Source organism: Terrirubrum flagellatum (genome assembly GCF_022059845.1).
GTDB classification, from domain to species: domain Bacteria; phylum Pseudomonadota; class Alphaproteobacteria; order Rhizobiales; family Beijerinckiaceae; genus Terrirubrum; species Terrirubrum flagellatum.
The window spans coordinates 1,753,617-1,775,971 of record NZ_CP091851.1; the positions used below are offsets into that span (position 1 = coordinate 1,753,617).

Consider the following 22,355-nt stretch of genomic DNA (forward strand, 5'->3'; position numbering starts at 1 on the left):
GCGAGAGCCCGCGGGGCTTCTCAAGCGCTCATTCATTAAGCTCGCCGCGCCCGGCCTCGATTGCTAGGACTTGCCGCGGCGGTGAAGGACTTCCTCATGCTTGAACGCGTCTGCGCTTTTCTGTTTGCGGCGTTGCTCTTCTGCGCCGGCGGCGATGCGAGCGCCCAGCGCGTCCATTATCTCGGCGTCGCCGCCTCGAACGAGCAGAATGTGTTCATCAACGAGGCGAACGGCGCCGCAAGCGTGCTGGCGCAGAAATATCCGCTGGCGTCGAGCGCCACGATCTCGAACGGCTTCGGCGTGGGAGCCGATCTTGCCGGCATTCGCAACGCGATCTTCGAGGCCGCCGGACGGATGGATCGCGAGCGCGACATCCTGTTCCTGCTGGTGACCTCGCATGGCGTCAAAGGGCGCGGCGTCGTGCTGCGCGGGCCGGGCCTGCTGCAGGTGCTGACGCCCGGTCAGCTCAGGAGTTTCCTTGCCGAAGCCGGCGTGAAGAATCGCGTCGTGGTGATTTCCGCCTGCTATTCCGGCCAGTTCATCGGGCCGCTGTCGGGACCGACGAGCGCCGTGATCACCGCATCTGATGCCGCGCATCCTTCGTTCGGATGCCAGAACGACCGCAACTACACCTGGTTCGGCGAAGCCTTGTTCAGCGAGGCGATGCCACGGGCGCGCGATCTGCGCTCGGCCTTCGCCATCGCCCGGCAGACGGTCACCGCCTGGGAGCGTCGCGACGGCCAGATCCCCTCGAATCCGCAGATGAGCATGGGCGGGCAGGCGGCGCGGATGCTCGCGGCGGCGCGCTGAAAGGGGTCGAAAAAAGAGAAGGACAGGGCATAACCCTGTCCTACCTCAAGCCTGCCAGATCATCTGGTCGCGAATAATGGGCGTTGGTTTTTATTTGCCCGGCGACCTTTCCTCCCGACACCTGGACCGCGACGACTTCCGAGTGCGGCTTGTCGACGCGGAGGGAAAGGACCGCACTCGGCGAACGAAGTCAAATGAAAATTGCCATCATTTTTCCCCGGATGTGGCATACCAGCAACATGTCAGTTCAGCCATCGCTTGCGTCCACTGGATCAATCCTGTTCTTTGCCGCCTCTTCGCCTCGCCCGAATCTTGAGAGTTCGCCGGTTTCCCCATGCGTCTGACCCGATATTTCCTGCCGATCCTGCGCGAGACTCCCAAGGAGGCGGAGATCGTCTCGCATCGGCTGATGCTGCGCGCGGGCATGATCCGACAGCAGGCGGCGGGCAGCTATTCCTGGCTGCCGCTCGGCCTGCGCGTGCTCGACAAGATCAACCGCGTGATCCGCGAAGAGCAGAATCGTTCGGGCGCGATCGAGCTTCTGATGCCGACGATTCAGTCCGCCGATCTCTGGCGCGAGTCGGGCCGCTATGAAGCTTATGGCAAGGAGATGCTGCGCATCCGCGATCGCCATGATCGCGAGATGCTGTACGGGCCGACCAACGAGGAGATGATCACCGACATCCTGCGGGCCTATGTGAAGAGCTACAAGGATCTGCCGCTCAATCTCTATCATATCCAGTGGAAGTTCCGGGACGAGGTGAGGCCGCGCTTCGGTGTGATGCGCTCGCGCGAATTCCTGATGAAGGACGCCTATTCCTTCGATCTCGATCAGGCCGGCGCGCGCCACTCCTACAACAAGATGTTCATCGCCTATCTCCGGACCTTCGCGCGTCTCGGTCTGAAGGCGATTCCCATGCGCGCCGACACCGGCCCGATCGGCGGCGATCTGAGCCACGAATTCATCATCCTCGCCTCGACCGGCGAGAGCGAAGTCTTCTGCCATAAGGATTATCTCGATTTCGGGACGCCCGCCGAGGATACGCCGTTCGATGAGATCGGCCGCGTGCAGGAGATCGTCGACAAATGGACGTCGCTCTACGCCGCGACATCGGAGATGCATGACGAAGCGGCGTTCAATGCGATCCCCGAGGACCGTCGCGCCTCGGCGCGCGGCATCGAGGTCGGTCATATTTTCTACTTCGGCACGAAGTATTCCGAGCCGATGAAAGCCAACGTCGCGACGCCCGACGGTCAGCAGGTTCCGATCCATGGCGGCTCCTACGGCATTGGTCCGTCGCGTCTGACCGCGGCGCTCATCGAGGCGAGCCATGACGACGCCGGCATCATCTGGCCAGACGCGGCGGCGCCTTTCTCGGTTGCGTTGCTCAACCTGAAGCAGGGCGATTCCGCCACCGACGGCGCCTGCGCCAGCCTCTACCAATCGCTGACGGCGAAGGGGTTCGACGTGCTCTATGACGATCGCGACGAGCGGCCGGGCGCGAAGTTCGCGACCGCTGATCTCATCGGCATTCCCTGGCAGATCATGGTCGGCCCGCGCGGGCTCGCCGACGGCAAGGTCGAGATCAAGCGGCGCGCCACCGGCGAACGCACGCTGGTTCCGCTCGCCGACGCCGTCGCGGCGATCTCGATCTAAATGGCTCAGGCCGCCGCGCCGCTCGACACGCGCGCTTTCGCGCCGTTCGAGCTTGTCTTCGCCGGCCGCTATCTGCGCGCGCGCCGGCAGGGCGGATCGCTGTCGGTCGTCGCGCTGTTCTCGTTCATAGGGATCATGCTGGGCGTCGCGACGCTGATCGTCGTGCTCTCCGTCATGAACGGATTCCGCAAGGAGCTTCTGTCGAAGATCATCGGCGTCAACGGCCACGCCTTCGTGACGCCTATCGACCGCCCGCTCACCGATTATTCCGAAGTCGCGGCGCGATTGTCGAAGACGCCGGGCGTCACGCTCGCCTTGCCCGTGGTCGAGGGACAGGCTTTCGCCTCAGGGGTGAGCCAGGGCGGCAGCGGCGTCTATGCGCGCGGCGTGCGCGAGCAGGACATCGTCCGCATACCCTATATCGCCAATAATGTGCGCAGCGGATCGTTGGCGAATTTCGATGCGGAGAAGGGCGTCGCGATCGGGCGGCGTCTCGCCGACCAGCTTGGCCTCTATGTCGGGGATTCGCTGACTCTCATCAGCCCGCGCGGAACCTCGACGCCGTTCGGCGTCGCTCCGCGCGTGAAATCCTATCCCGTCGTCGCGATCTTCGAGATCGGCATGTCGGAGTATGACACGCTGCTGCTGTTCATGCCGTTCGAGGAGGCGCAGACCTTCTTCAACCGCGACGACGACGCGTCCTCGATCGAGATCTATGTCGATGATCCCGATCGCATGGACCGCTATCGTCCCGTCATCGAAGAGGCGATCGGCCGGCCCGGCGTCGTCGCCGACTGGCGCCAGCGCAACCGCAGCTATTTCTCGGCGCTCGAAGTCGAGCGCAATGTGATGTTCCTGATCCTGACGCTGATCGTGCTGGTCGCAACGCTCAATGTTATTTCAGGGTTGATCATCCTCGTGCGCGACAAGGCGCAGGACATCGCGGTGCTGCGTACGATGGGCGCGACGCGCGGCGCGATCCTGCGGATTTTCCTCATGACCGGTTGCGCGATCGGCGCCGCCGGCACCTTCGCGGGCTTTCTTCTCGGCGTCGTCTTCTGCTGGCGCATCCAGGCGATCCAGCGCTTCCTGTCCTGGGTGACGGGCACGCAATTATGGGACCCGACAGTCCGATTTCTCACGGAGATTCCGGCGGAGATGAATCCGCGCGAGATCGCAGCCGTCGTTGTCGTGACGATGGTGCTGTCGTTGCTCGCGACGCTTTATCCCTCATGGAAGGCCGCGAAGACGGACCCGGTCGAGGCGCTGCGTTATGGCTGACGCCGGTCCGCAGCAATCGCCATCGGCGGCGCAGAAGCAGGCCGAGCCGGCGCTGTTCCTGTCGCAGGTCGCGCGCCGCTATCGCGAAGGCGAGGGCTCGCTTGAAATCCTGAGAGGCGCCGATCTCGCGCTCTGGCCCGGCGAAGCGGTGGCGCTGGTTGCGCCGTCGGGCGCGGGCAAATCAACGCTGCTGCATGTGGCGGGGCTGCTCGACAAGCCTGATGAAGGCGAGGTCTTCGTCGGCGGCGCGCCGACAGTCGCGCTCGATGACGCCAGGCGCACCGCGATGCGCCGCCACGACATCGGCTTTGTCTATCAGTTTCATCACCTGCTGCCGGAATTCACCGCGCTCGAAAATGTCGCGATCCCGCAGATGATTGCGGGCCTGAGCCAAAGGCAGGCGGACGCGCGCGCCAAGGAACTGCTCGACTATCTCGGGCTCGGCAAGCGCCTCACCCATCGCCCCGCGGAACTGTCGGGCGGCGAGCAGCAGCGCGTCGCGCTCGCGCGCGCCGTCGCCAACGCGCCGCGCGTGCTGCTGGCGGACGAGCCGACAGGCAATCTCGATCCCAAGACCGCGGACCATGTGTTCGTGACGCTTGTCGAACTCGCGCGCGCCACCAATCTCGCGGCGCTGATCGCGACCCACAACATGGATTTCGCGGCGCGGCTCGACCGCCGCATCACGATCGAGAACGGACTGACGGTCGAGATGGCGTAAGCGGCGCCTTCGCCCAACTCCGGAAAATCTCGGCCGTCGCTTCGTCCATCGGGAAGAAGCATTCGATCCGCAAGCCTTGCAAAGTGATATCCTGCGGCGTGCCAAGCGTCGCGATGGTGGTGAAGAGACGCAGCGACGCATCGCGCTTGCGAAAGTGCATCGCGAGCACCGGGCTTGAATCGCTCCGGATCGAGTCTTGATCGAGCGCGGCGCGAACGCCCTTGTAGCTCAGCAATCGATCGAGCAGCGCCGTCATCTCGGGCGCTTCGTCCGCCGCGGCGTCCGCCTCGACGCTGCGGATGAAATGACGCACGACCTGCGGCCAGTTCACGAGATGCGGCCGCAGGACATCGGGCGCGACAAGCGCGTCGGCGAGATTAATGGCGGTTCCCGGCGCGATCGGGCCGACAAGGAATTCGACCATTCGCACGGCCGCTCCGTTGCTCTTGAGCAGATTCCAGCAGCGATCGACGACAAGGGCGGGATAAGGCTCCTGCTGCGCCAGCATATAGTCGAGGGCGCCTGCGATCTGCGCCATGTCCGGGGATGCGAGATCGCGTTCGCGCCATTCCGGCGCGAAGCCCGCGGCAAGCAGCAAGGCGTTGTACGGTCTGAGCGGAAGATCGAGCGCTTGCGCCAGCCGATCAATCATCTCGCGGCTCGGCGCCGCGCGCTCAAGCTCGAGAAAGCTCAAATGCTTCTGTGAGATTCCAGCGCGCGCGGCGAGCGCGAGTTGCGAGAGCGAGCGGCGCTCTCGCCACCATCTGAGCTTTGCCGCGAAATTCGTCTCATGCGTCATGAGCACCTTTGAGGTAGTTGCGGCGCTGCGTTCGGGCCGCATGCTGCCACGACTGATGAGCGACGGACAGGGGACGTTTTGAGATGAATGGCGGCGTGATGCTCGGTCCCTTGATCCTGTTCGCAGCGGCGATGTGCCTGACGCCAGGACCGAACGTCGTCATGGTCACGGCGTCGGCTGCGACGTTCGGCTTTCGCCGCGCGATCCCGCATATTCTTGGCGTCACATTTGGCTTCGCCGTGATCGTCATGGCCGCTGGCCTCGGTGTCGCCAGCCTTCTTCATGCGGAGCCGCGTCTGCATGCGCTGCTGAAATATGCTGGCGCCGCTTATCTGCTTTATCTTGCCTGGCGCATCGCGCGCGCTGACGCGGCTAGCGGCGACAAAGCGCGGGGCAGGCCGATCAATTTCGTCGAAGCAACGCTTTTCCAATGGGTCAATCCCAAGGGGTGGATGACGGCCATTGGCGCCCTTGCGACCTACACGACGGTTGGCGGCGACGCTATACGCGAGACGTCGCTGATCACGAGCGTGCTTGTTGCGGCCTGCTTTGCATCGGCCGCGTTCTGGGGCGGATTTGGCGCGGCGATCGCGCAGCTCCTCGGTGATCCATGCGCTCACAGGATATTCAACTGGTCGATGGCCAGCTTGCTCGTGCTGTCGCTTATCCCGGTGTTCTGGTGACGTCGCCGCGCTTTTCTCTGCGCCGCGTGCTTCGCCTGGCTTGTCTTCCGGAGACTGGCGGCGATGAGGCCGCCTTCATAAAGCGATGCGCGCCTTCATCGCGCGCGCGATCGCCGCGAAATCCTGCTCGGAAATCTCGAACAACCCAAATCGCAACTGATAACCCCAGTTCGATTTGCCTTTCGTGAATTCGAGCTCCTCGAGCAGCGGCTTGATCGGCGCTTCCTCCGCCCCAGCCCAGTCGACGTCGCGGCGAAACGGCTCGAAGCCGCCGCCCATCTCGCCGCGATAGGGCTCGCGATCCCGAACCGTTCCGATCGCCGTGAACGCTTGCAGGCGATCCTCGCCGCGCAGCGTCACGGTCGGCGAGTAATAGACGATGCCGTCGCCGGGACGGACGCGCCGGAGCGGCGCGGCCTTCCCGTGATTCACCTGCATGAAGCCCTGCGCGCGCCCGATCCGGACATGCGCGGCCGACGCGACGCCGATCCAGAACCTTGTCATCGCGACCTCTCATCCCTGGGGAGCGGAGAAGACGCGCAGCCGATGACCGTCAGGGTCGAGCGCGACGAAGGTGCGGCCGAAATCCATGTCGGTCGGCTGCTGCAGCATCGAGACGCCGCGCGCCTTCCAGTTCGAGAACGTCGCGTCGACAGCCCCCGCGTCCGCGACGGTGAGGCCAAGCTCCCCGCCACCGGCCAGAGCGGCCGGCCTGGGCTCGGCCGTATGGCGCGACCAGAGGCCGAGCATCAGGCCGGACTCGAGGGCGAACATCGCGAAGGTCGGCGAGGATTCGACCGGCGGCCGGTCGAACAGGCCGGCGTAGAAATCGGCGCTGGCCTTGGGGCTGTCGACAAAGAGCAGCAGGAAATTCGGGTTTGGCATTTCGGATCTCCTTCGTTGATGAAGAGACCCTACGCGCCGCTGCTGTCAGATTCTGGCAGCATCAATCCGGAGGCGGCGGGATGTTCTCGGCTTCGCGCCATTCCTTCAGCAACGCCTGCCGCCGGCGGGGATAGCGGATGTCGGTCGCTTCAAGGATATTTATCCGGTCGGCGCGGAAATTGCGGAAACCCTGCCGCAATTCGCACCAGGCGACGACCACGCGCACGCGATCGAAATAGCCAAGCGCGAAAGGCCAGATCGCCCGTTCCGTCGGCGCGCCGTCGCGGTCGCGATAGCTGATCCGGAGCTTGCGCTCGGAGCGGATCGACTTGCGGACGACAGCGAGGTCAACGCTGTCGGGGACGAGGCGCTCTCCGGGACCGACGAGCAGCGTTGACGCGTCGAGGTCGGCGCGCAGATCGGGCGGCAGCACGGCCGCGATCTTCGCCAGCGCGTTGCGGGCCGCGAGACCGAGGCGTTCGTCGGCGCGATCGGCGACCCAGCGCGAGCCGAGCACCAGCGCTTCCAGCTCCTCCTCGGCGAACATGAGAGGCGGCAGCATGAAGCCGGGCTTCAAGACATAGCCGACGCCGGGCTCGCCTTCGATCCCGGCGCCCTGCGCCTGAAGCGTCGCGATGTCGCGATAAAGCGTGCGGATGCTGATCCCGAGTTCTTCGGCGAGCGACTGGCCGCTCACCGGACGCCGATGTCGGCGCAGGACCTGCAGCAGATCGAGGAGGCGTTCCGATCGCGCCATGACGCGCCTCTCAGATCAGCTCAAAGCAGCGCGCATTCGAATAGAATCGCAGCGCCGCTCCATCTTTTTTGTCGCAACGTTTTGCGGAAAACCGGTTCCCACTTTTCCGCACGTTGCTCCAGGCGTCCTCACGCCGCCTGATGCTCGCTCTGATCGGGCAGGGAGCCGATCAGCGCCAACAGCGCGCGATCGTTGAGCACGATCATGCGCTCCTGCGGTTTGAGCCAGGACAGCGCTTCCTGCAGCGTATGCGCATCGGTGAGCTTGGCGATGGCGACGGCGCGGTCGGCCTGAATGTCGCCGCGCTTGCGCGGCGCGCCCTTCGGCAGCATCGCCTCATGCGCCGCCATGAGAGCGCGATCGGCATGGAGCGCCGCCAGCCCGTCGGCATCGTCGAATTCGTCGCGAGCGAGCTCGCGCGCCAGCGCGTTGGCGCGAATGACGATCTCGGGCGGATTGCTCTCCTCCGGCGTGCGCAGCAGTCCAAGACGTCGCAATGCGAGGCCCGCGGTCAATGTGCCGCTGATGAACGACAGTGGAATCGCGAGCACCAGTCCGAGAATTGTCGGCGACATCCAGAGAAACAGCGAGGTCGAGATCATGAAGGCGGCGATCGCCGTCACGAAGCCAAGCGCCATATGCATGCGATGGCGGCGCACGATGTCCTTGAACGGGATGGTGCCGTCGCCGCGGCGCTGCGGATTCCAGCCGGAATCGCGTCCAAGCAGAATCTGGAACACCGACTCCGATTGGATGAGCATCATCAGCGGCGCGATCAGCGCCGACAGGATGATCTCGATCACGCCCGAAATGAGAAGGCGAAACGAGCCGCCGCAGGTGCGCCTCATGCGGCCGTCGAACATCGTCAGCAATAGCCCGAAAATCTTCGGCGCAATCAGGATCGCCATCGTCAGTTCGAACAGCGACAGCGCGCGCTCGGGGTCGAACCGCGGCCATGCCGGAAACAGTGTGAATTCCGTCGTGAAATATTCCGGACGCACATATTGCGTCTGCAGCACCAGCACGACGCCGACGAGCAACTGGCCAAGCCAGAAAGGCGAGGCGAGGTAGGACATGATGCCCGTCGCGAAATGCTGCCGCGTCGGCAAGGTCAGCCCCTTCGCGCCGATGACGCGGGAATGCTGGAGATTGCCCTGACACCAGCGGCGATCGCGCACGGCGAGATCGATCAGAGTCGGCGGGCTTTCCTCGTAGGAGCCCGTCGCGTCCGGCAGCATGTAAACGGTCCAGCCGGCGCGCAGGATCAGCGCCGCCTCAACAAAGTCATGGCTGAGGATATGACCGCCGAAGGGCGGCTTGCCCGAGAGATCGGGAAGTCCGGCATGGGCGGCGAACGCCTTCACGCGGATGATCGCGTTATGGCCCCAATAATTGCCGTCGCGGCCGCTCCACATGGACAGGCCAGTGGCGATGACGGGGCCGTACACCTTCGCGGCGAACTGCTGCAGACGCGCGAACAGGGTGTTGCGGTTGATGATGAGCGGCAACGACTGGACGATGCCGGAGTCGGGATCGGCCTCCATCGCGCGCGTCAACCTCAATATGCATTCGCCGGTCATCAGGCTGTCGGCGTCGAGCACGACCATGTGTTCGTAGGCGCCGCCCCAGCGCCGCACGAAATCGGCGATATTGCCGGCCTTGCGATGGGTGTTCTTCGGACGGTGGCGATAATAGAAGCGATGATCCTCGCCGAGACGCGCGCGCATGGCGAGGAAGGCGCGCTCTTCCGCGATCCATGCGTCGGGCCGGGTTGAATCCGAGAGCACGAAATAATCGAAGGCGTGACCCTGTCCGGTCGCGTCGGCGGATTCGCGGATCGCCTGGAGATTGGCGAACACCCGCGCGGTCTCTTCATTGTAGACCGGCATCAGGATCGCGGTGCGCTTGCGCAGCGGCTCAGGCGTCGGCTTGCGGAACCAGCGCTGCGCGACCATGCCCGCGCCGCCCGCCAGCGCGCTGGTGAAGGCGAGCGCGATCCAGGAGAAATTCACGGTGAACAGCGCGACCAGCACATACTGCAGGAAGGTGGTCGAGCCGACCGACACGACCGCGATCATTTCGCGCACGCCATAGAGCGTCAGCGCGATCGCGCCGCCGAACACCAGCAGGCGCGTGAGCCAGGGGCGACGGTTCGAAGCCTCCGTGAGATGAGCCCGCTTCTCGCTCCGGCCCCAATGGCGGAACGATTGCGTCGGCATCGCGAGATGGGCTTCGGGCGGCAGGCCGCTGTCGGGCGCGGGCGCGACCGGCGGCGCCGGAGTTGGCGCATCCGCGATGGCCAATCTGGCTTCCATCACGCCGTCCAACGATAGAGCCACGTCTCGGTCAACGGTTGGCCGCCGCCCTCGAGCAGGAGCCTGAGTTCGCACATGGTCTCGCTTCCGGGATCAAGTTCGAACGTCACGCGGCAACTCTTCCTTTCGGGGTAGGGCAGAACGCGCAGATTGGAAATGGCGCCGGGAGACGCCGTCGCCACCGGCGACATCTCGACGGTGGCGCGCGCATCGCCGAGCGCATCGCCGGAGAAATCGACGACGAAGCGGCGGCGACGCCCGCTCGGGCCCTTTCCCGTGCGCGTCTGGGTGACGATCGCGAGCTTGGTGCGTTCGGGCGGCCACCACCACCAGAACTGCCGGAACGCATAGGTCGCTTCGGCGCCGACGGCCATCGGCGCCTTCGGCCGCCAATAGGCGACGATGTTCTTGTTGACCTCGGCGTCGGAGGGAATTTCGACGAGCTGAACCGCGCCTTGTCCCCAGTCGCCAATGGGTTCGACCCACAAGCTCGGGCGACGCTCGAAGCGCTGATCGTCATCCTGGAACCAGATCTGCTCGCGTGACCTCTGAAGGAGGCCGAAGCCGCGCGGATTTTCGTCGCCGAAGATCGACACCTGCAATGTCTGTGGATTGGAGAGCGGTCGCCAGACATTTTCGTCGTTGCCGCGGACCATGCGCAGGCCCGAAACTTCATAGACAGCCGGCCTGATATCGTCTTGCGAGCGGCGCTCGTTCGGTCCGAAGAGATACATGCCCGACATCACGCCGACGCCGACATTGTCGAGCGCGGCGCGCGCAAACAAAGTGAGCTGGGAATCGATGATGGTGACGTCGCCGGGTCGCACCGTCGCGACATAGACGCCGGTTGCGCTGTCGGAATCGATCAGGCCGTAGAGATTGACCGTCCGCCCGCCAATGGGGGGCCGCTCGATCCAGAGGCTACGGAAATAGGGCGTCTCCTCGCCGCCGCGGCTGTCGGCCAGCCGAAGCGCCAACGCGCGAGCGGTGACGCCATAGCTCTGCGCGCGGGCGATGGCCCGGAAGAAGGTGCCGCCCTGGAAGATGGCGACCTCGCGGTTCTGCCCGTTCACGGCGTCGCCGAAGATGCGGATCCCGGAAAATGCGAGATCGACGCCCGCGGGCGGCGGCGGAGTGCGGCCGAAATCGAAGGTCGCGGGATCATAGATGACGCGGCGCACCTTGCCGTCCTCGATGACGTTGAGCTGGACCGGGCGGGTGAAGACGAATCCGCGATGAAGCGGCTCTATCGTCACTCCCCGATCCTCGCCCTGGAACAGGAACGAATTGGCGTTGGCGCGGATCGCCGCATAGCGATCGCGGGCGAGCGACGCCCATCCTTCCGGAAGGTCATTCGGCGGCGGCGCATAGGGCTTCTTGGCGAGGGCGCGCGCAAAATCCATCAACGCATCGGCGCTGAACGGCGAGCCGTCGCCAAGTTCGCCTGCCGGCGCAGGGGTTTGCGCGCGACTTATCGAAGGCGCGACAGACGCGAAAGCAGCGCCGCCGGCGACGCTGAGCGCATCCCGCCGGGACATGGATCGGGCGAGGCGTCCGGGCCCCAAACTTCTCTGTACCAAACCGGCGTCCTGTCGATCTAAGAGCCTGTTTGGGAATTCGGATGGGGCTGCGCTGCAGCCGATTTTCGTCGCTCCGGCAGGAGCCGACCGAAGGGCGTGCAGGCCGCACGGCCGAGATCGGCGACGAACCGGGGGGCGAAAAGCGGCGCAGTCCTCCGGATTGAGCGGCGAACGGCGGCTGATGCGTCGGAAGGCTCGCCAATGTCGCCAGACATTGGCTGCGCCTCCCTCCTGTCATCCGCTCGCTCGTCGCTCAACGCAGCCTCCATCCCAATTCCCAAACAGGCTCTTCCCGCTGCGTTCTAGCATCGTTCGTGCGGGCGAAAAGATGGCTCTTCATCAAATATAAGCCCAAGATTCGCTTGGCGTTCCCGGAGAACGCTGTATTCGGCCCCCGTTAAGGTCCATCGGGGACATTGCGGCGCGGAACGCCGCAGAACAGGACGTGAAATGTCGGACGCGGGACGCGAGGCTCTGGCGATTGTGCTCGCGGCGGGCGAAGGCACAAGGATGCGGTCGCGCACGCCCAAGGTGCTCCACAGAATAGCCGGCCGCTCCATGCTAGGTCATGCGCTGGCGACGATCGCCGAAGCCGGAATCGGCCGGGTCGCCGTGGTCGTCGGCCCCGGACATGACGCTGTCGCCGCCGAGGCCAGAGCGATCTCGCCGGGGGCCGAGATTTTCGTTCAGCAGGAAAGGCTGGGCACCGGCCACGCCGTGATGGCGGCGCGCGCGGCGGTGACCGGCGACGTCGGCGAGGTTCTCATCATCTACGCCGACACGCCTTTCGTGTCGGTCGAGACGCTGCGCGGGATGCGCGCCACGGTCGCGGAGGGAGCAGCCGTTGTCGGCGTCGGCTTCGAGGCGAAGGACCCGACGGGCTACGGCCGCTTCCTCATGAAGGACAGACGGCTGACCGCGATCCGCGAGCATCGCGACGCGACCGACGCCGAGCGCAAGGTGACGCTGTGCAATGCCGGTCTCATGGCGTTTCGCGGGCGCGATCTGCCTGATCTTCTCGACAGCCTCACCGACACAAACGACCAGAAGCAGTTCTATCTCACTGACGCCGCCGAGATCGCCCATGCGAAGGGGCTCGTCGTCAACGCAATCACCTGCGGCGAGGACGAGGTGCTCGGCGTGAACGACCGCGCACAACTCGCGGCCGCCGAGGCCGTGATGCAGCAGCGGCTGCGTGAGAAGGTCATGCGCGAAGGCGCGACTCTGATTGCGCCTGATACGGTGTTTCTGTCGTTCGATACGAAGATCGGCCAGGACGTGATGATCGAGCCGCATGTCGTTTTCGGCCCCGGCGTTGTCGTCGAGAACGATGTCGTCATCCATTCTTTCTCTCATCTCGAAGGCGCGCATGTCGGACGCGGCGCGTCGATTGGACCGTTCGGGCGATTGCGGCCGGGCGCGAAGCTCGGCGAGAAGTCGCGCATCGGAAATTTCGTCGAAGTGAAGAACGCCGACATCGGCGCCGGCGCGAAAGCCAATCATCTCGCCTATATCGGCGACGCCAGCGTTGGCGCGGAGTCGAATATCGGCGCCGGCGCGGTCTTCTGCAATTACGATGGCGTCAACAAACATCATACCGAAGTCGGCGCCGGCGCGTTCATCGGCACCAATGTGACTCTCGTCGCGCCGGTGAAAGTGGGCGATGGCGCTTTTGTCGCGGCTGGATCGACCATCACCAGGAATGTTCCCGACGATGCGCTGGCGATCGGCCGCGGCCGTCAGGAGATGCGCGAGGGTTGGGCGGCGGCGCGTCGCCAGCGCTATCCCGCCAAGAAAAAAGACCACTGATAAAAACCGTTATCGAAAGTGATTTGAACAATCGCTGGGGCGCAGGCACATCTCGCGCCACATATGAGGGGATTCATCAATGTGCGGCATCGTCGGGATTCTCGGCAAGCAGGCGGTCGCGACCGATATCGTCGACGCGCTGCGCCGGCTTGAATATCGCGGCTATGATTCCGCCGGCGTTGCGACGCTGGAGGATGGCAAGCTCTCGCGCCGGCGCGCGGAAGGAAAATTGAAGAATCTCGAAACTGTCTTGTCGCAGCGTCCGCTCAATGGCGCGATCGGCATCGGCCACACACGCTGGGCGACGCATGGGCGCCCGAACGAGGAGAACGCGCATCCGCATGCGACCGACAAGCTTGCGGTCGTCCATAACGGCATCATCGAGAATTTCCGCGAACTGCGTGAAGAGCTGATCGAGAAAGGCCGCCGCTTCGAGTCGCAGACCGATACGGAAATCGTCGCGCATCTCGTCACCGTCGAGATGGAAGCCGGAAAGAGCCCGGTCGAGGCGGTCGGCGCGGTGCTGCCGCGTCTGCGCGGCGCGTTCGCGCTCGCCTTTCTCTTCACTGGCGAAACCGATCTGCTGATCGGCGCGCGCCGCGGTCCGCCGCTCGCGGTCGGTCATGGCGATGGCGAGATGTATCTCGGCTCCGACGCGCTGGCGCTCGGGCCGTTCACGTCGCGCGTGACCTATCTCGACGAGGGCGACTGGGCGATTTTGACGCGCCACAGCGTCGAATTCCGCGACGAGAAGAATCGCGTCGTTCACCGGCCGACGCAGATCGTGACGCCGAGCGCGTTTCTCGTCGACAAGGGCAATCATCGCCATTTCATGGCGAAGGAAATCCATGAGCAGCCTGAAGTGGTCGGCCATACGCTGTCGACCTATCTCGATCCGATCAGCGGCCGCGTCGCGCTGCCGTCGACGCTGCCGTTCGATTTTCGCGATCTCGATCGCATTACGATCACCGCCTGCGGCACCGCCTATTACGCCGGCCTGATCGCGAAATACTGGTTCGAGCAATTCGCGCGCCTGCCCGTTGATATCGATGTCGCGTCCGAGTTCCGCTATCGCGAGGCGCCGTTGCCCGCGAAGGGACTGATGATCGTCGTTTCGCAGTCGGGCGAGACCGCCGACACGCTGGCGTCGCTGCGCTACGCCAGGCAGAACGGGCAGCACATTCTCTCCGTGGTGAATGTGCAGACCTCGACGATCGCGCGCGAAAGCCATGTGGTGACGCCGACGATCGCGGGCCCCGAAATGGGCGTGGCGTCGACAAAAGCGTTCACCTGCCAGCTCGCCACGCTTGCGGCTCTCGCAATCTATGCCGGCCGGGCTCGCGGTCATCTCTCTGAGACCGAGGAAAGACGCCTCGTCGATGCGTTGATGACGGTTCCCGGCCTGATGAATGAAGCGCTGAAGCGCGAACATGCGATCGAGACTCTGTCGCGCGAGCTCTCCAAGGCGCGCGACGTGCTCTATCTCGGCCGCGGCACGAATTTTCCGCTGGCGCTCGAGGGCGCGCTGAAGCTCAAGGAAATTTCCTATATTCATGCGGAAGGCTACGCCGCCGGCGAACTCAAGCATGGCCCGATCGCGCTGATCGACGAGGATATGCCCGTGATCGTCATCGCGCCGCGCGACGGAATTTTTGAAAAGACAGCGTCGAACATGCAGGAGGTGGCGGCGCGCGCCGGCCGCATCATCTTCATCGGCGAAGGCGGCATGGCCGGCGAGGCGGGCGTGCATCCCATGGCTGAGATCGCGATGCCGGCGATGGATCCGTTCGTCGCGCCGATCGTCTATGCGGTTCCGATCCAGCTCATCGCTTATCATACCGCCCTTTTCATGGGCAAAGACGTGGATCAGCCACGCAATCTCGCAAAATCCGTCACAGTCGAGTAGTCTTTGGAGGGGGTTGCCAGCGGGGCGGCGCGCCGCTGAAACTGAGCGCGCCAAAACAAGAGCGGGCTCATGGCGCCAGCGCCCCCGACCGACCTCGACATTCATCCGCCGTCCTCGGCGTCGCGGCTGCGCACCTATCTCCTGACCGGCCTGATCGTCGCCGGTCCGGTCGCGCTGACGCTTTACATCGCCTGGGCGTTGATCACCTGGGTGGATGGCTGGGTGAAGCCGCTCATTCCGCGCGCCTATTTGCCGGAGACCTATTTACCTTTCGTCATTCCGGGCTTCGGTCTGATCACGGTTCTTGTCGCCCTGGTGCTGATCGGATTCTTCACCGCCAATCTCGTCGGCCGCAGCATCATCAATTTCGGCGAGAGCATGCTGACGCGCACGCCTTTCGTCAGCGGGCTCTACAAAAGTTTGAAGCAGATTTTCCAGACCGTCTTCTCGCAGTCGGGCTCGTCGTTCCGCACGGTGGGGCTGGTGCAATTTCCCTCGCCGGGCATGTGGTCGATCGTGTTCCTGTCGGCGCCGGCGGACGGAGAGATCGGTGATCGGCTGCCGCTGGCCGGCGAATATCTCAGCGTCTTCATGCCCTGCACGCCCAACCCGACGACAGGATTTTTCTTCTATGTGCCGCGGCGCGACGTGATCGAATTGTCGATCTCGGTGGAAGATGGCGCGAAGCTGGTGATGTCGGCGGGACTGATCAAGCCGGAGGAGCGGCAGGAAGAGCTTGCGGCGCTGGCCGCGACCGCGCAGGTTGCGATGACGCGCACGATCGAAGAGGTCAGGGCGAAGGAAGGGGCGTAGAGAATATTCGCCTTGAATTGTGAGGCGCGCTTGCGCGCAGATTCTCTCGCTGGGCCCCGGTCTCCATTCCGCTCGGCTGAAGCCTCACTTCATGGAACCGGGGACGGAAAGAGCTTCAACGTAAACTATTGAGTCTCTCTCCGTCCCCGGAACGGTGAAGCGAAACGAAGTGAAGCGGAACCGTGTCCGGGGCCTAGCGAAAGACTCGCGCCGCAGGCGCGCGACTCTCACAGATTCTTACCCCGCGCGCATCAACTGCACCGCTTCGTCGCGCTCGAAGAGATAAAGCAGAGTCCGCAGCGCGCTCCCGCGCGCCGACGACAGCTCCGCGTCGCGCGCAAGAATGAGCTTCGCATCATCGCGCGCCATCTGTAGCAGATCGGAATCGACGTCGGGCCTTGCAAGGCGGAATCCGGGCATGCCGGACTGGCGATGGCCCAATAGGTCGCCTTCGCCGCGCAGGCGCAAATCTTCTTCGGCGATCCTGAAGCCGTCGTCGGTTTCGCGCATGATGGCGAGACGCGATTTCGCGGTCTCGCCAAGCGGCCCCTTGTAGAGCAGCAGGCAGGTCGAGCGCGCCGCGCCGCGCCCGACGCGGCCGCGAAGCTGATGCAGTTGCGCGAGGCCGAAACGCTCGGCGTGTTCGATCACCATCACGCTGGCGTTGGGCACGTCGACGCCGACTTCGATCACCGTCGTCGCAACGAGAATCTTCGCCTCGCCGCGGGAGAACCGGCCCATGGCCTCGTCCTTTTCACTGGCGCGCATCTGGCCATGCAGCAGAGCGACATCATCGCCGAAATGCTGCTTCAGCGTCTCAAAGCGCTCCTCGGCCGCGGCGACGTCGAGCTCTTCGGATTCCGCCACCAGCGGGCAGACCCAATAGACCTGCGCGCCCGAGCGGATCGCGCGTCCAACCGCTTCCACCACGTCGCCCAAACGTTCGAGATCGACGGCGCGCGTGTCGATCGGCTGGCGCCCCGCAGGCTTCTCCTTCAGCACGGAAAGTTCGATATCGCCGAAGAAAGTCAGCACCAGCGTGCGCGGGATCGGCGTCGCGGTCATGACGAGCACGTCGACCGCTTCGCCCTTGCGCCCGAGCAGCAGGCGCTGATGCACGCCGAAGCGATGCTGTTCATCGACGACGGCGAGGCCGAGATCGCGGAATTCGACATCCTCCTGAAACAGCGCATGCGTGCCGACGACAATGTCGATCTCTCCCGCCGCAAGCGCGGCGCGGGTTTTCGCGCGCGCCGCAGCGCGATCGCGTCCGGTGAGCAGCGCGACTTTCAGGCCGGCCGTTTCCGCCAGCGGCGCAATGCGCTCGAAATGCTGACGCGCGAGAATTTCCGTCGGCGCCATCATGGCCGCCTGACGCCCGGCCTCGACCGCGGTCGCCATGGCGAGCAGGCCGACGATCGTCTTGCCCGAGCCGACGTCGCCCTGCAGCAGCCGCATCATGCGCTTGGGCTGCGCCAGGTCGGCGTTGATCTCCTGCAACGCCTGCTGCTGCGACGAGGTCAGCGAATAGGGCAGCGCGTCGCGAATGCGCGCTGCAATCTTTCCATCGCCGACAAGCGCGCGGCCGCCAGCTTCTTCGCGCAGACGCGACCGCACCATGATCAGCGCGAGCTGGCTCGCGAGCAGTTCGTCATAGGCGAGACGCCGGCGCGCCGGCGCGAGAGGTTCGAGCGCCGCGAGAGAATTGGGCTGATGCAGCGCCTTCAGCGCCGCGCTGAACGCGGGAAATTTCTCGCGCGCGAGAACTGTAGGTTCGATCCATTCTTCGAGATCGGGAACGCGTTCGAGCGCCGCGCGGGCGGCGCGAGCGATGGCGCGCGACGGCAAGCCATCGGTTGCGGGATAGACCGGCTCGATCGACGGCATCTGGGCGAAGGCGCGCTCGTCCATCATCCGGTCGGGATGGACCATCTGCAGCCGGCCTTCCCATTGCTCCAGCTTGCCCGAGATCCAGCGCCGCTGCCCGATCGGCAGCATCTTCGTGAGCTGCTCCTCGCGGGCGTGGAAGAAGACGAGCATGACATCGCCGCCTCGGTCGTCGGCGCAGAGCACGCGATAGGGCCCGCGGCCGCGGCGCGCCGGCGGCTGATGATCCTCGACAATCACGGGCACGGTGACGATCTCGCCGATCTTGGCGGAGGCGAGATAGGGCGAGGCGTGCCGGTCAACGAGCTGATAGGGCAGGTGGAAGATCAGGTCGCGCAGCCGCGCCTCGCGGCCGGGCTCGGCCACCAGCCGGTCATACAGCTTGCCGAGCTTCGGCCCGACGCCGGGAAGGCCGGTCACCGAGGCGAACAGGGGATTGAGGACGCTGGGCCGCACTTCTCTGGGACTCTTGGCGGCTGACATCGGCCGCCGCTCTCCTTATATCGCGGGGATGCAGGCAGGCGCCCCGATCAGGCTCCGGCCCCGTCGTTGATTCACAGGAAGGTCCGATGTCCTCGCGTCCCACGGGGCCGACGCTCTCCAGCGAAGCGCTGGACCCGCGCCGCCGCCGCTGCCTCTACCGCGCCTGGCATCGCGGCACGCGCGAAATGGACTTGGTTATGGGGCCGTTCGCCGACGCCCATCTCCCTGATTTGACCGACGCGGAGCTCGACGAGTTCGAGGAGCTGATCGAGACGCCAGATCGCGATCTCTTCTCCTGGCTGACCGGCGAGCTGCCGACGCCTGAAGCCTATGACCGGCCCGTGTGGCGGCGGCTGGCGCAATTCCACACCCATCTCAAGCCTTCAAACTTCTGATCCCCATCCGATGAAACCGTCGCCTGTTCTTTCGTCACTGGCCAGTCTCAAGGCCGGCGACTCCGTCACCCTGTCCTCGACGCCTGACGGCTTCGACGCGCTCGTCATCGCTAACGCGGCGCGCGCGCTGTTGGGCAAGGAAACTGGCGCAGTGACGCTGATGCATGTGGCGCGCGACGGCCAGCGTTCGGCCGCGCTGCAGACCGGCCTCGGCTTCGTCGCGCCCGACATCGAGGTGCTGGAGCTTCCGGCCTGGGACTGCCAGCCCTACGATCGCATTGGCCCCAGCGCCGCGATCAGCGCGCGCCGCATGACGACGCTGGCGCGCCTCGCCCGCTCGCGCGCCGGCGACAAGCCGCGCGTGCTGTTGACCACCGTCAACGCGATCCTCCAGCGCGTCGCCGCCCGCGCGCGCATGCAGGCGGAGAGCTTTTCGGCCGCGCCCGGCAACGCCATCGACATGGACGGCATCGTGCAATGGCTGGAGCGCAACGGATTCCTGCGCTCGGGCACCGTGCGCGACGTCGGCGAATATGCAGTGCGCGGCGGCATCCTCGATCTCTGGCCGGCGGCGCTGCCGGCGCCGGTGCGTCTCGATTTCTTCGGCGACACGCTTGAATCCATCCGCGCTTTCGATGCGGAGACGCAACGCACCACGGGCCAGCAGCGCGCGCTTGATCTGACGCCGATGTCGGAAGTCACGCTGACCTCCGACAACATCCGCAGCTTCCGTCAGAGCTATCTCGCGGCGTTCGGCGCGGTGACCAAGAGCGACCCGCTCTATGAGGCGATCAGCGAGGGCCGCCGCTACCCCGGCATGGAGCACTGGCTGCCGCTGTTCACGCCGGAACTCGACTCTCTCTTCGATTATGTCGGCGGCGCGCCGATCGTGCTTGATGCGCTCGCCGATGACGCCGCCGGCGAACGTTTGTCGCAGATCGCGGATTATCACGAAGCGCGCGACAGCGCGCTTGCGCATGCGACGGCGGCGGGCGGAGCGCCCTACAAGCCGCTGAAGCCTGATCAGCTCTATCTCTCGCCTGACGAATGGTCGCAGCGTCTCGGAAAATCGCCTGTCATTCGCGTGACGCCGTTTGCGCTGCCGGCGGGCGGCCAGCAACGCGTCATCGATATGGGCGCGCGTCAGGGCCGCAATTTCGCGCCCGAGCGCGCCGACGATAGCGTCAATGTGTTCGAGGCGGCCGTCGCGCATATGCGCGCGCTGCAATCGCAGAAGAAGCGCGTCATCGTCGCGGCATGGTCGGACGGCTCGCGCGATCGCCTCGCGACCGTACTCGCCGATCACGAGCTCAAGCGCGCGACCAATGTCGCCGCGATTTCCCATGCGCAGGCGTTGCGCGGCGATGAGGCGGCGCTTGCGGTGTGGGGCCTTGAGGCGGGCTTCGAGACAGCCGATCTCGCCGTTGTCGCCGAGCAGGACATTCTCGGCGACCGCCTTGTTCGCGCGAAAGGCAAGAAGCGCCGCGCCGCGGATTTCATCGCCGAAGCCGCGAGCCTCTCCGCCGGCGATCTCGTGGTCCATGTCGATCACGGCATCGCGCGTTTCATCGGCCTGAAGACGATCGAGGTCGGGGCTGCGCCGCATGACTGCGTCGAGCTCGAATATGCCGGCAAGGACAAGCTATTCCTGCCTGTCGAGAATATCGAATTGCTCTCGCGTTACGGCTCCGAAGACACCGAAGCGGTGCTTGATCGTCTCGGCGGTGGCGGATGGCAGGCGCGTAAGGCCAAGCTCAAGGAGCGCATCCGCGAGATGGCCGGCAAGCTCATGGCGATCGCGGCGCAGCGCGCGCTGAAGGAAGCGCCGCGTTTCGTGCCGCCAGACGGCCTCTATGACGAATTCCGCGCGCGTTTTCCGTATGAGGAAACCGACGATCAGCAGTCGGCCATCGACGCGTCGCTCGATGATCTCGGACTGGGGCGTCCGATGGATCGTCTGATCTGTGGCGATGTCGGCTTCGGCAAGACGGAGGTGGCGATGCGCGCCGCTTTTGCGGTTGCGCTCAACGGCCGTCAGGTCGCCGTCGTCGTGCCGACGACGCTGCTTGCGCGTCAGCATTACCGGACCTTTTCCGATCGCTTCAAGGGCCTGCCTGTGAAGGTCGCGCAAGCGTCGCGCTTCGTCCCGGCGCCCGAGATGAAGAAGGTGAAGGAGTGGCTGACCGACGGTTCGATCGACATCGTCATCGGCACGCATGCGCTGCTCGGCAAGGCGATCAAGTTCCGCGATCTCGGCCTTGTCATCGTCGATGAAGAGCAGCATTTCGGCGTGGCGCACAAGGAGAAGCTGAAGGAGTTGCGCGCCGAGGTGCATGTGCTCACGCTCTCGGCGACGCCGATCCCTCGCACGCTGCAACTCGCCATGACCGGCGTGCGCGATCTCTCGATCATCGCGACGCCGCCCGTCGACCGCCTGACGGTGCGCACCTTCGTCACGCCGTTCGATCCGCTGAGCGTGCGCGAGGCGATTTTGCGCGAGCGCTATCGCGGCGGCCAGACCTACTATGTCTGCCCGCGCATCGACGATATCGGCGAGGCGCGCGCCTTCCTCGAACAACAGGTGCCCGAGGCGAAAGTCGGCGTCGCGCACGGCCAGATGGCGGCGACGCAGCTCGAAGACGTGATGACCGCGTTCTATGAAGGCAAGTACGACGTGCTGCTTTCGACGGCGATCGTCGAATCCGGCCTCGACGTGCCCACGGCGAATACGCTGATCGTGCATCGCGCCGACATGTTCGGCCTGGCCCAGCTCTATCAGCTGCGCGGCCGCGTCGGCCGCTCGAAGACCCGCGCCTATGCGCTGTTCACCGTGCCCGCCAATCGCACGCTGACGCCGCAGGCGGAGAAGCGGTTGAAAGTCTTGCAGTCGCTCGACACGCTCGGCGCCGGATTCCAGCTCGCGAGTCATGATCTCGACATCCGCGGCGCGGGCAATCTGCTCGGCGAAGAGCAGTCGGGCCATATCAAGGAGGTCGGTTACGAACTCTATCAGCAGATGCTGGAAGAGACGATCGCGCAGATGAAGGCCGGCGTTTCGGTCGAGACGAGCGATCAATGGTCGCCGACAATCCAGGTCGGCGCGCCGGTGACGATCCCCGAGCAGTATGTCAGCGATCTCGACGTGCGCATGGGGCTCTATCGCCGGCTCGCTTCGCTCGACACCGATGCGGAGCTGCAGGCGTTCGCCGCGGAGCTTGGCGACCGTTTCGGCAAATTGCCGGCGGAGGTTGAGCAGCTTCTGAAGATCGTCGCCATCAAGGCGCTGTGCCGTCGCGCCAATGTGGCGAAGGTCGAGGCGGGGCCGAAGGGCATTGTCGTGCAATTCCGCGACAATCTCTTCGCCAATCCGGCGGGGCTTGTTCAGTATGTCGCGCGGCAGGGATCGCTGGCGAAAGTCAGGCCGGATATGAGCGTCGTCTTCATCGACAATTTCGAGAACGCCGAGGCGCGCCTGAAGCAGACGCAGCGGCTGCTGCGCGAACTGGTCGGCGTGGCGGAGAAGAAGGCGGCGTGAGTCAGACGTCATCCCGGGCGCGCAGCGGCATGAAATAAC

Annotated in this window: 17 protein-coding genes; 10 read left to right on the top strand and 7 right to left on the bottom strand. The window is 64.9% G+C overall.

The genetic code is table 11. The annotated features are described in order from the left end of the window. Positions 1-96 precede the first annotated feature (96 nt). From L8F45_RS08540 to L8F45_RS08555, 4 genes are all read left to right on the top strand, one after another. Complete coding sequence (locus tag L8F45_RS08540) at positions 97-810, top strand: C13 family peptidase (protein ID WP_342362448.1); 714 nt, start codon at positions 97-99, stop codon at positions 808-810. Positions 811-1,144: 334 nt separating this feature from the next. Next, a complete protein-coding gene (gene proS / locus L8F45_RS08545; RefSeq protein ID WP_342362449.1) occupies positions 1,145-2,467 on the top strand; it encodes a proline--tRNA ligase in 1,323 nt (440 codons plus the stop codon). Further along, positions 2,468-3,748, top strand: coding sequence for a lipoprotein-releasing ABC transporter permease subunit (locus L8F45_RS08550; protein ID WP_342362450.1), 1,281 nt, complete (start codon positions 2,468-2,470; stop codon positions 3,746-3,748). Continuing rightward, the gene (locus tag L8F45_RS08555; RefSeq protein ID WP_342362451.1) at positions 3,741-4,469 is read left to right on the top strand and encodes an ABC transporter ATP-binding protein; all 729 of its coding nucleotides are present in this window, start codon (positions 3,741-3,743) and stop codon (positions 4,467-4,469) included. Before L8F45_RS08550 ends, L8F45_RS08555 begins: the two co-directional genes overlap by 8 nt. On the opposite strand, the gene L8F45_RS08560 is transcribed toward L8F45_RS08555, so the two are convergent. Next, on the bottom strand, positions 4,432-5,268 hold the full coding sequence (locus L8F45_RS08560) for a helix-turn-helix domain-containing protein (RefSeq protein ID WP_342362452.1): 837 nt from the start codon (positions 5,266-5,268) through the stop codon (positions 4,432-4,434). The genes L8F45_RS08555 and L8F45_RS08560 overlap by 38 nt on opposite strands. A gap of 83 nt (positions 5,269-5,351) precedes the next feature. On the opposite strand from L8F45_RS08560, the gene L8F45_RS08565 reads away from it, so the two are divergent. Continuing rightward, on the top strand, positions 5,352-5,951 hold the full coding sequence (locus tag L8F45_RS08565; protein WP_342362453.1) for a LysE family translocator: 600 nt from the start codon (positions 5,352-5,354) through the stop codon (positions 5,949-5,951). Positions 5,952-6,026: 75 nt separating this feature from the next. Here the strand turns inward: L8F45_RS08565 and L8F45_RS08570 are convergent, their stop codons facing one another. The 5 genes from L8F45_RS08570 to L8F45_RS08590 all read right to left on the bottom strand — a co-directional run bounded on the left by L8F45_RS08570 (position 6,027) and on the right by L8F45_RS08590 (position 11,446). Then, entirely contained in the window at positions 6,027-6,455 is a 429-nt protein-coding gene (locus L8F45_RS08570) for an EVE domain-containing protein (RefSeq protein ID WP_342362454.1), read from the bottom strand. A gap of 9 nt (positions 6,456-6,464) precedes the next feature. Continuing rightward, complete coding sequence (locus L8F45_RS08575; protein WP_342362455.1) at positions 6,465-6,836, bottom strand: VOC family protein; 372 nt, start codon at positions 6,834-6,836, stop codon at positions 6,465-6,467. A 61-nt stretch (positions 6,837-6,897) separates the two neighbouring features. After that, on the bottom strand, positions 6,898-7,593 hold the full coding sequence (locus tag L8F45_RS08580; RefSeq protein WP_342362456.1) for a helix-turn-helix transcriptional regulator: 696 nt from the start codon (positions 7,591-7,593) through the stop codon (positions 6,898-6,900). A gap of 128 nt (positions 7,594-7,721) precedes the next feature. Then, positions 7,722-9,908 carry a glucans biosynthesis glucosyltransferase MdoH gene (gene mdoH / locus L8F45_RS08585; RefSeq protein ID WP_342362457.1) on the bottom strand — a complete coding sequence of 729 codons (2,187 nt, stop codon included), beginning with the start codon at positions 9,906-9,908 and terminating at the stop codon, positions 7,722-7,724. Next, a complete protein-coding gene (locus tag L8F45_RS08590) occupies positions 9,908-11,446 on the bottom strand; it encodes an OpgD/OpgG family glucan biosynthesis protein (RefSeq protein ID WP_342362458.1) in 1,539 nt (512 codons plus the stop codon). The genes mdoH and L8F45_RS08590 overlap by 1 nt, the downstream gene beginning before the upstream one ends. Before the next feature lie 492 nt (positions 11,447-11,938). Here L8F45_RS08590 and glmU point away from each other — a divergent pair, with 492 nt between their 5' ends. The 3 genes from glmU to L8F45_RS08605 all read left to right on the top strand — a co-directional run bounded on the left by glmU (position 11,939) and on the right by L8F45_RS08605 (position 16,016). Further along, entirely contained in the window at positions 11,939-13,297 is a 1,359-nt protein-coding gene (gene glmU / locus L8F45_RS08595; RefSeq protein ID WP_342362459.1) for a bifunctional UDP-N-acetylglucosamine diphosphorylase/glucosamine-1-phosphate N-acetyltransferase GlmU, read from the top strand. Between the two features lie 79 nt (positions 13,298-13,376). Next, positions 13,377-15,203: a glutamine--fructose-6-phosphate transaminase (isomerizing) gene (gene glmS, locus L8F45_RS08600; protein ID WP_342362460.1), complete on the top strand. Its 1,827-nt coding sequence runs from the start codon at positions 13,377-13,379 to the stop codon at positions 15,201-15,203. Between the two features lie 69 nt (positions 15,204-15,272). Further along, positions 15,273-16,016 (top strand): DUF502 domain-containing protein, encoded by a 744-nt coding sequence (locus L8F45_RS08605; protein WP_342362461.1) that lies wholly within the window; start codon positions 15,273-15,275, stop codon positions 16,014-16,016. A 237-nt stretch (positions 16,017-16,253) separates the two neighbouring features. Here L8F45_RS08605 and recG read toward each other — a convergent pair whose 3' ends face one another. Beyond that, positions 16,254-18,386, bottom strand: coding sequence for an ATP-dependent DNA helicase RecG (gene recG / locus L8F45_RS08610; protein ID WP_342362462.1), 2,133 nt, complete (start codon positions 18,384-18,386; stop codon positions 16,254-16,256). 86 nt (positions 18,387-18,472) lie between these two features. On the opposite strand from recG, the gene L8F45_RS08615 reads away from it, so the two are divergent. Both L8F45_RS08615 and mfd read left to right on the top strand, forming a co-directional pair. Further along, entirely contained in the window at positions 18,473-18,781 is a 309-nt protein-coding gene (locus L8F45_RS08615; protein ID WP_342362463.1) for an FAD assembly factor SdhE, read from the top strand. Between the two features lie 10 nt (positions 18,782-18,791). Next, positions 18,792-22,316, top strand: coding sequence for a transcription-repair coupling factor (gene mfd / locus L8F45_RS08620; protein WP_342362464.1), 3,525 nt, complete (start codon positions 18,792-18,794; stop codon positions 22,314-22,316). Positions 22,317-22,355 lie beyond the last annotated feature (39 nt).

Excerpts from the sequence above, each read along its gene's own strand:
- L8F45_RS08540 (WP_342362448.1), top strand. The coding sequence starts at position 97 with ATGCTTGAACGCGTCTGCGCTTTTCTGTTTGCGGCGTTGCTCTTCTGC.
- proS (WP_342362449.1), top strand. The coding sequence starts at position 1,145 with ATGCGTCTGACCCGATATTTCCTGCCGATCCTGCGCGAGACTCCCAAG.
- L8F45_RS08550 (WP_342362450.1), top strand. The coding sequence starts at position 2,468 with ATGGCTCAGGCCGCCGCGCCGCTCGACACGCGCGCTTTCGCGCCGTTC.
- L8F45_RS08555 (WP_342362451.1), top strand. The coding sequence starts at position 3,741 with ATGGCTGACGCCGGTCCGCAGCAATCGCCATCGGCGGCGCAGAAGCAG.
- L8F45_RS08560 (WP_342362452.1), bottom strand. The coding sequence starts at position 5,268 with ATGACGCATGAGACGAATTTCGCGGCAAAGCTCAGATGGTGGCGAGAG.
- L8F45_RS08565 (WP_342362453.1), top strand. The coding sequence starts at position 5,352 with ATGAATGGCGGCGTGATGCTCGGTCCCTTGATCCTGTTCGCAGCGGCG.
- L8F45_RS08570 (WP_342362454.1), bottom strand. The coding sequence starts at position 6,455 with ATGACAAGGTTCTGGATCGGCGTCGCGTCGGCCGCGCATGTCCGGATC.
- L8F45_RS08575 (WP_342362455.1), bottom strand. The coding sequence starts at position 6,836 with ATGCCAAACCCGAATTTCCTGCTGCTCTTTGTCGACAGCCCCAAGGCC.
- L8F45_RS08580 (WP_342362456.1), bottom strand. The coding sequence starts at position 7,593 with ATGGCGCGATCGGAACGCCTCCTCGATCTGCTGCAGGTCCTGCGCCGA.
- mdoH (WP_342362457.1), bottom strand. The coding sequence starts at position 9,908 with ATGGAAGCCAGATTGGCCATCGCGGATGCGCCAACTCCGGCGCCGCCG.
- L8F45_RS08590 (WP_342362458.1), bottom strand. The coding sequence starts at position 11,446 with ATGTCCCGGCGGGATGCGCTCAGCGTCGCCGGCGGCGCTGCTTTCGCG.
- glmU (WP_342362459.1), top strand. The coding sequence starts at position 11,939 with ATGTCGGACGCGGGACGCGAGGCTCTGGCGATTGTGCTCGCGGCGGGC.
- glmS (WP_342362460.1), top strand. The coding sequence starts at position 13,377 with ATGTGCGGCATCGTCGGGATTCTCGGCAAGCAGGCGGTCGCGACCGAT.
- L8F45_RS08605 (WP_342362461.1), top strand. The coding sequence starts at position 15,273 with ATGGCGCCAGCGCCCCCGACCGACCTCGACATTCATCCGCCGTCCTCG.
- recG (WP_342362462.1), bottom strand. The coding sequence starts at position 18,386 with ATGTCAGCCGCCAAGAGTCCCAGAGAAGTGCGGCCCAGCGTCCTCAAT.
- L8F45_RS08615 (WP_342362463.1), top strand. The coding sequence starts at position 18,473 with ATGTCCTCGCGTCCCACGGGGCCGACGCTCTCCAGCGAAGCGCTGGAC.
- mfd (WP_342362464.1), top strand. The coding sequence starts at position 18,792 with ATGAAACCGTCGCCTGTTCTTTCGTCACTGGCCAGTCTCAAGGCCGGC.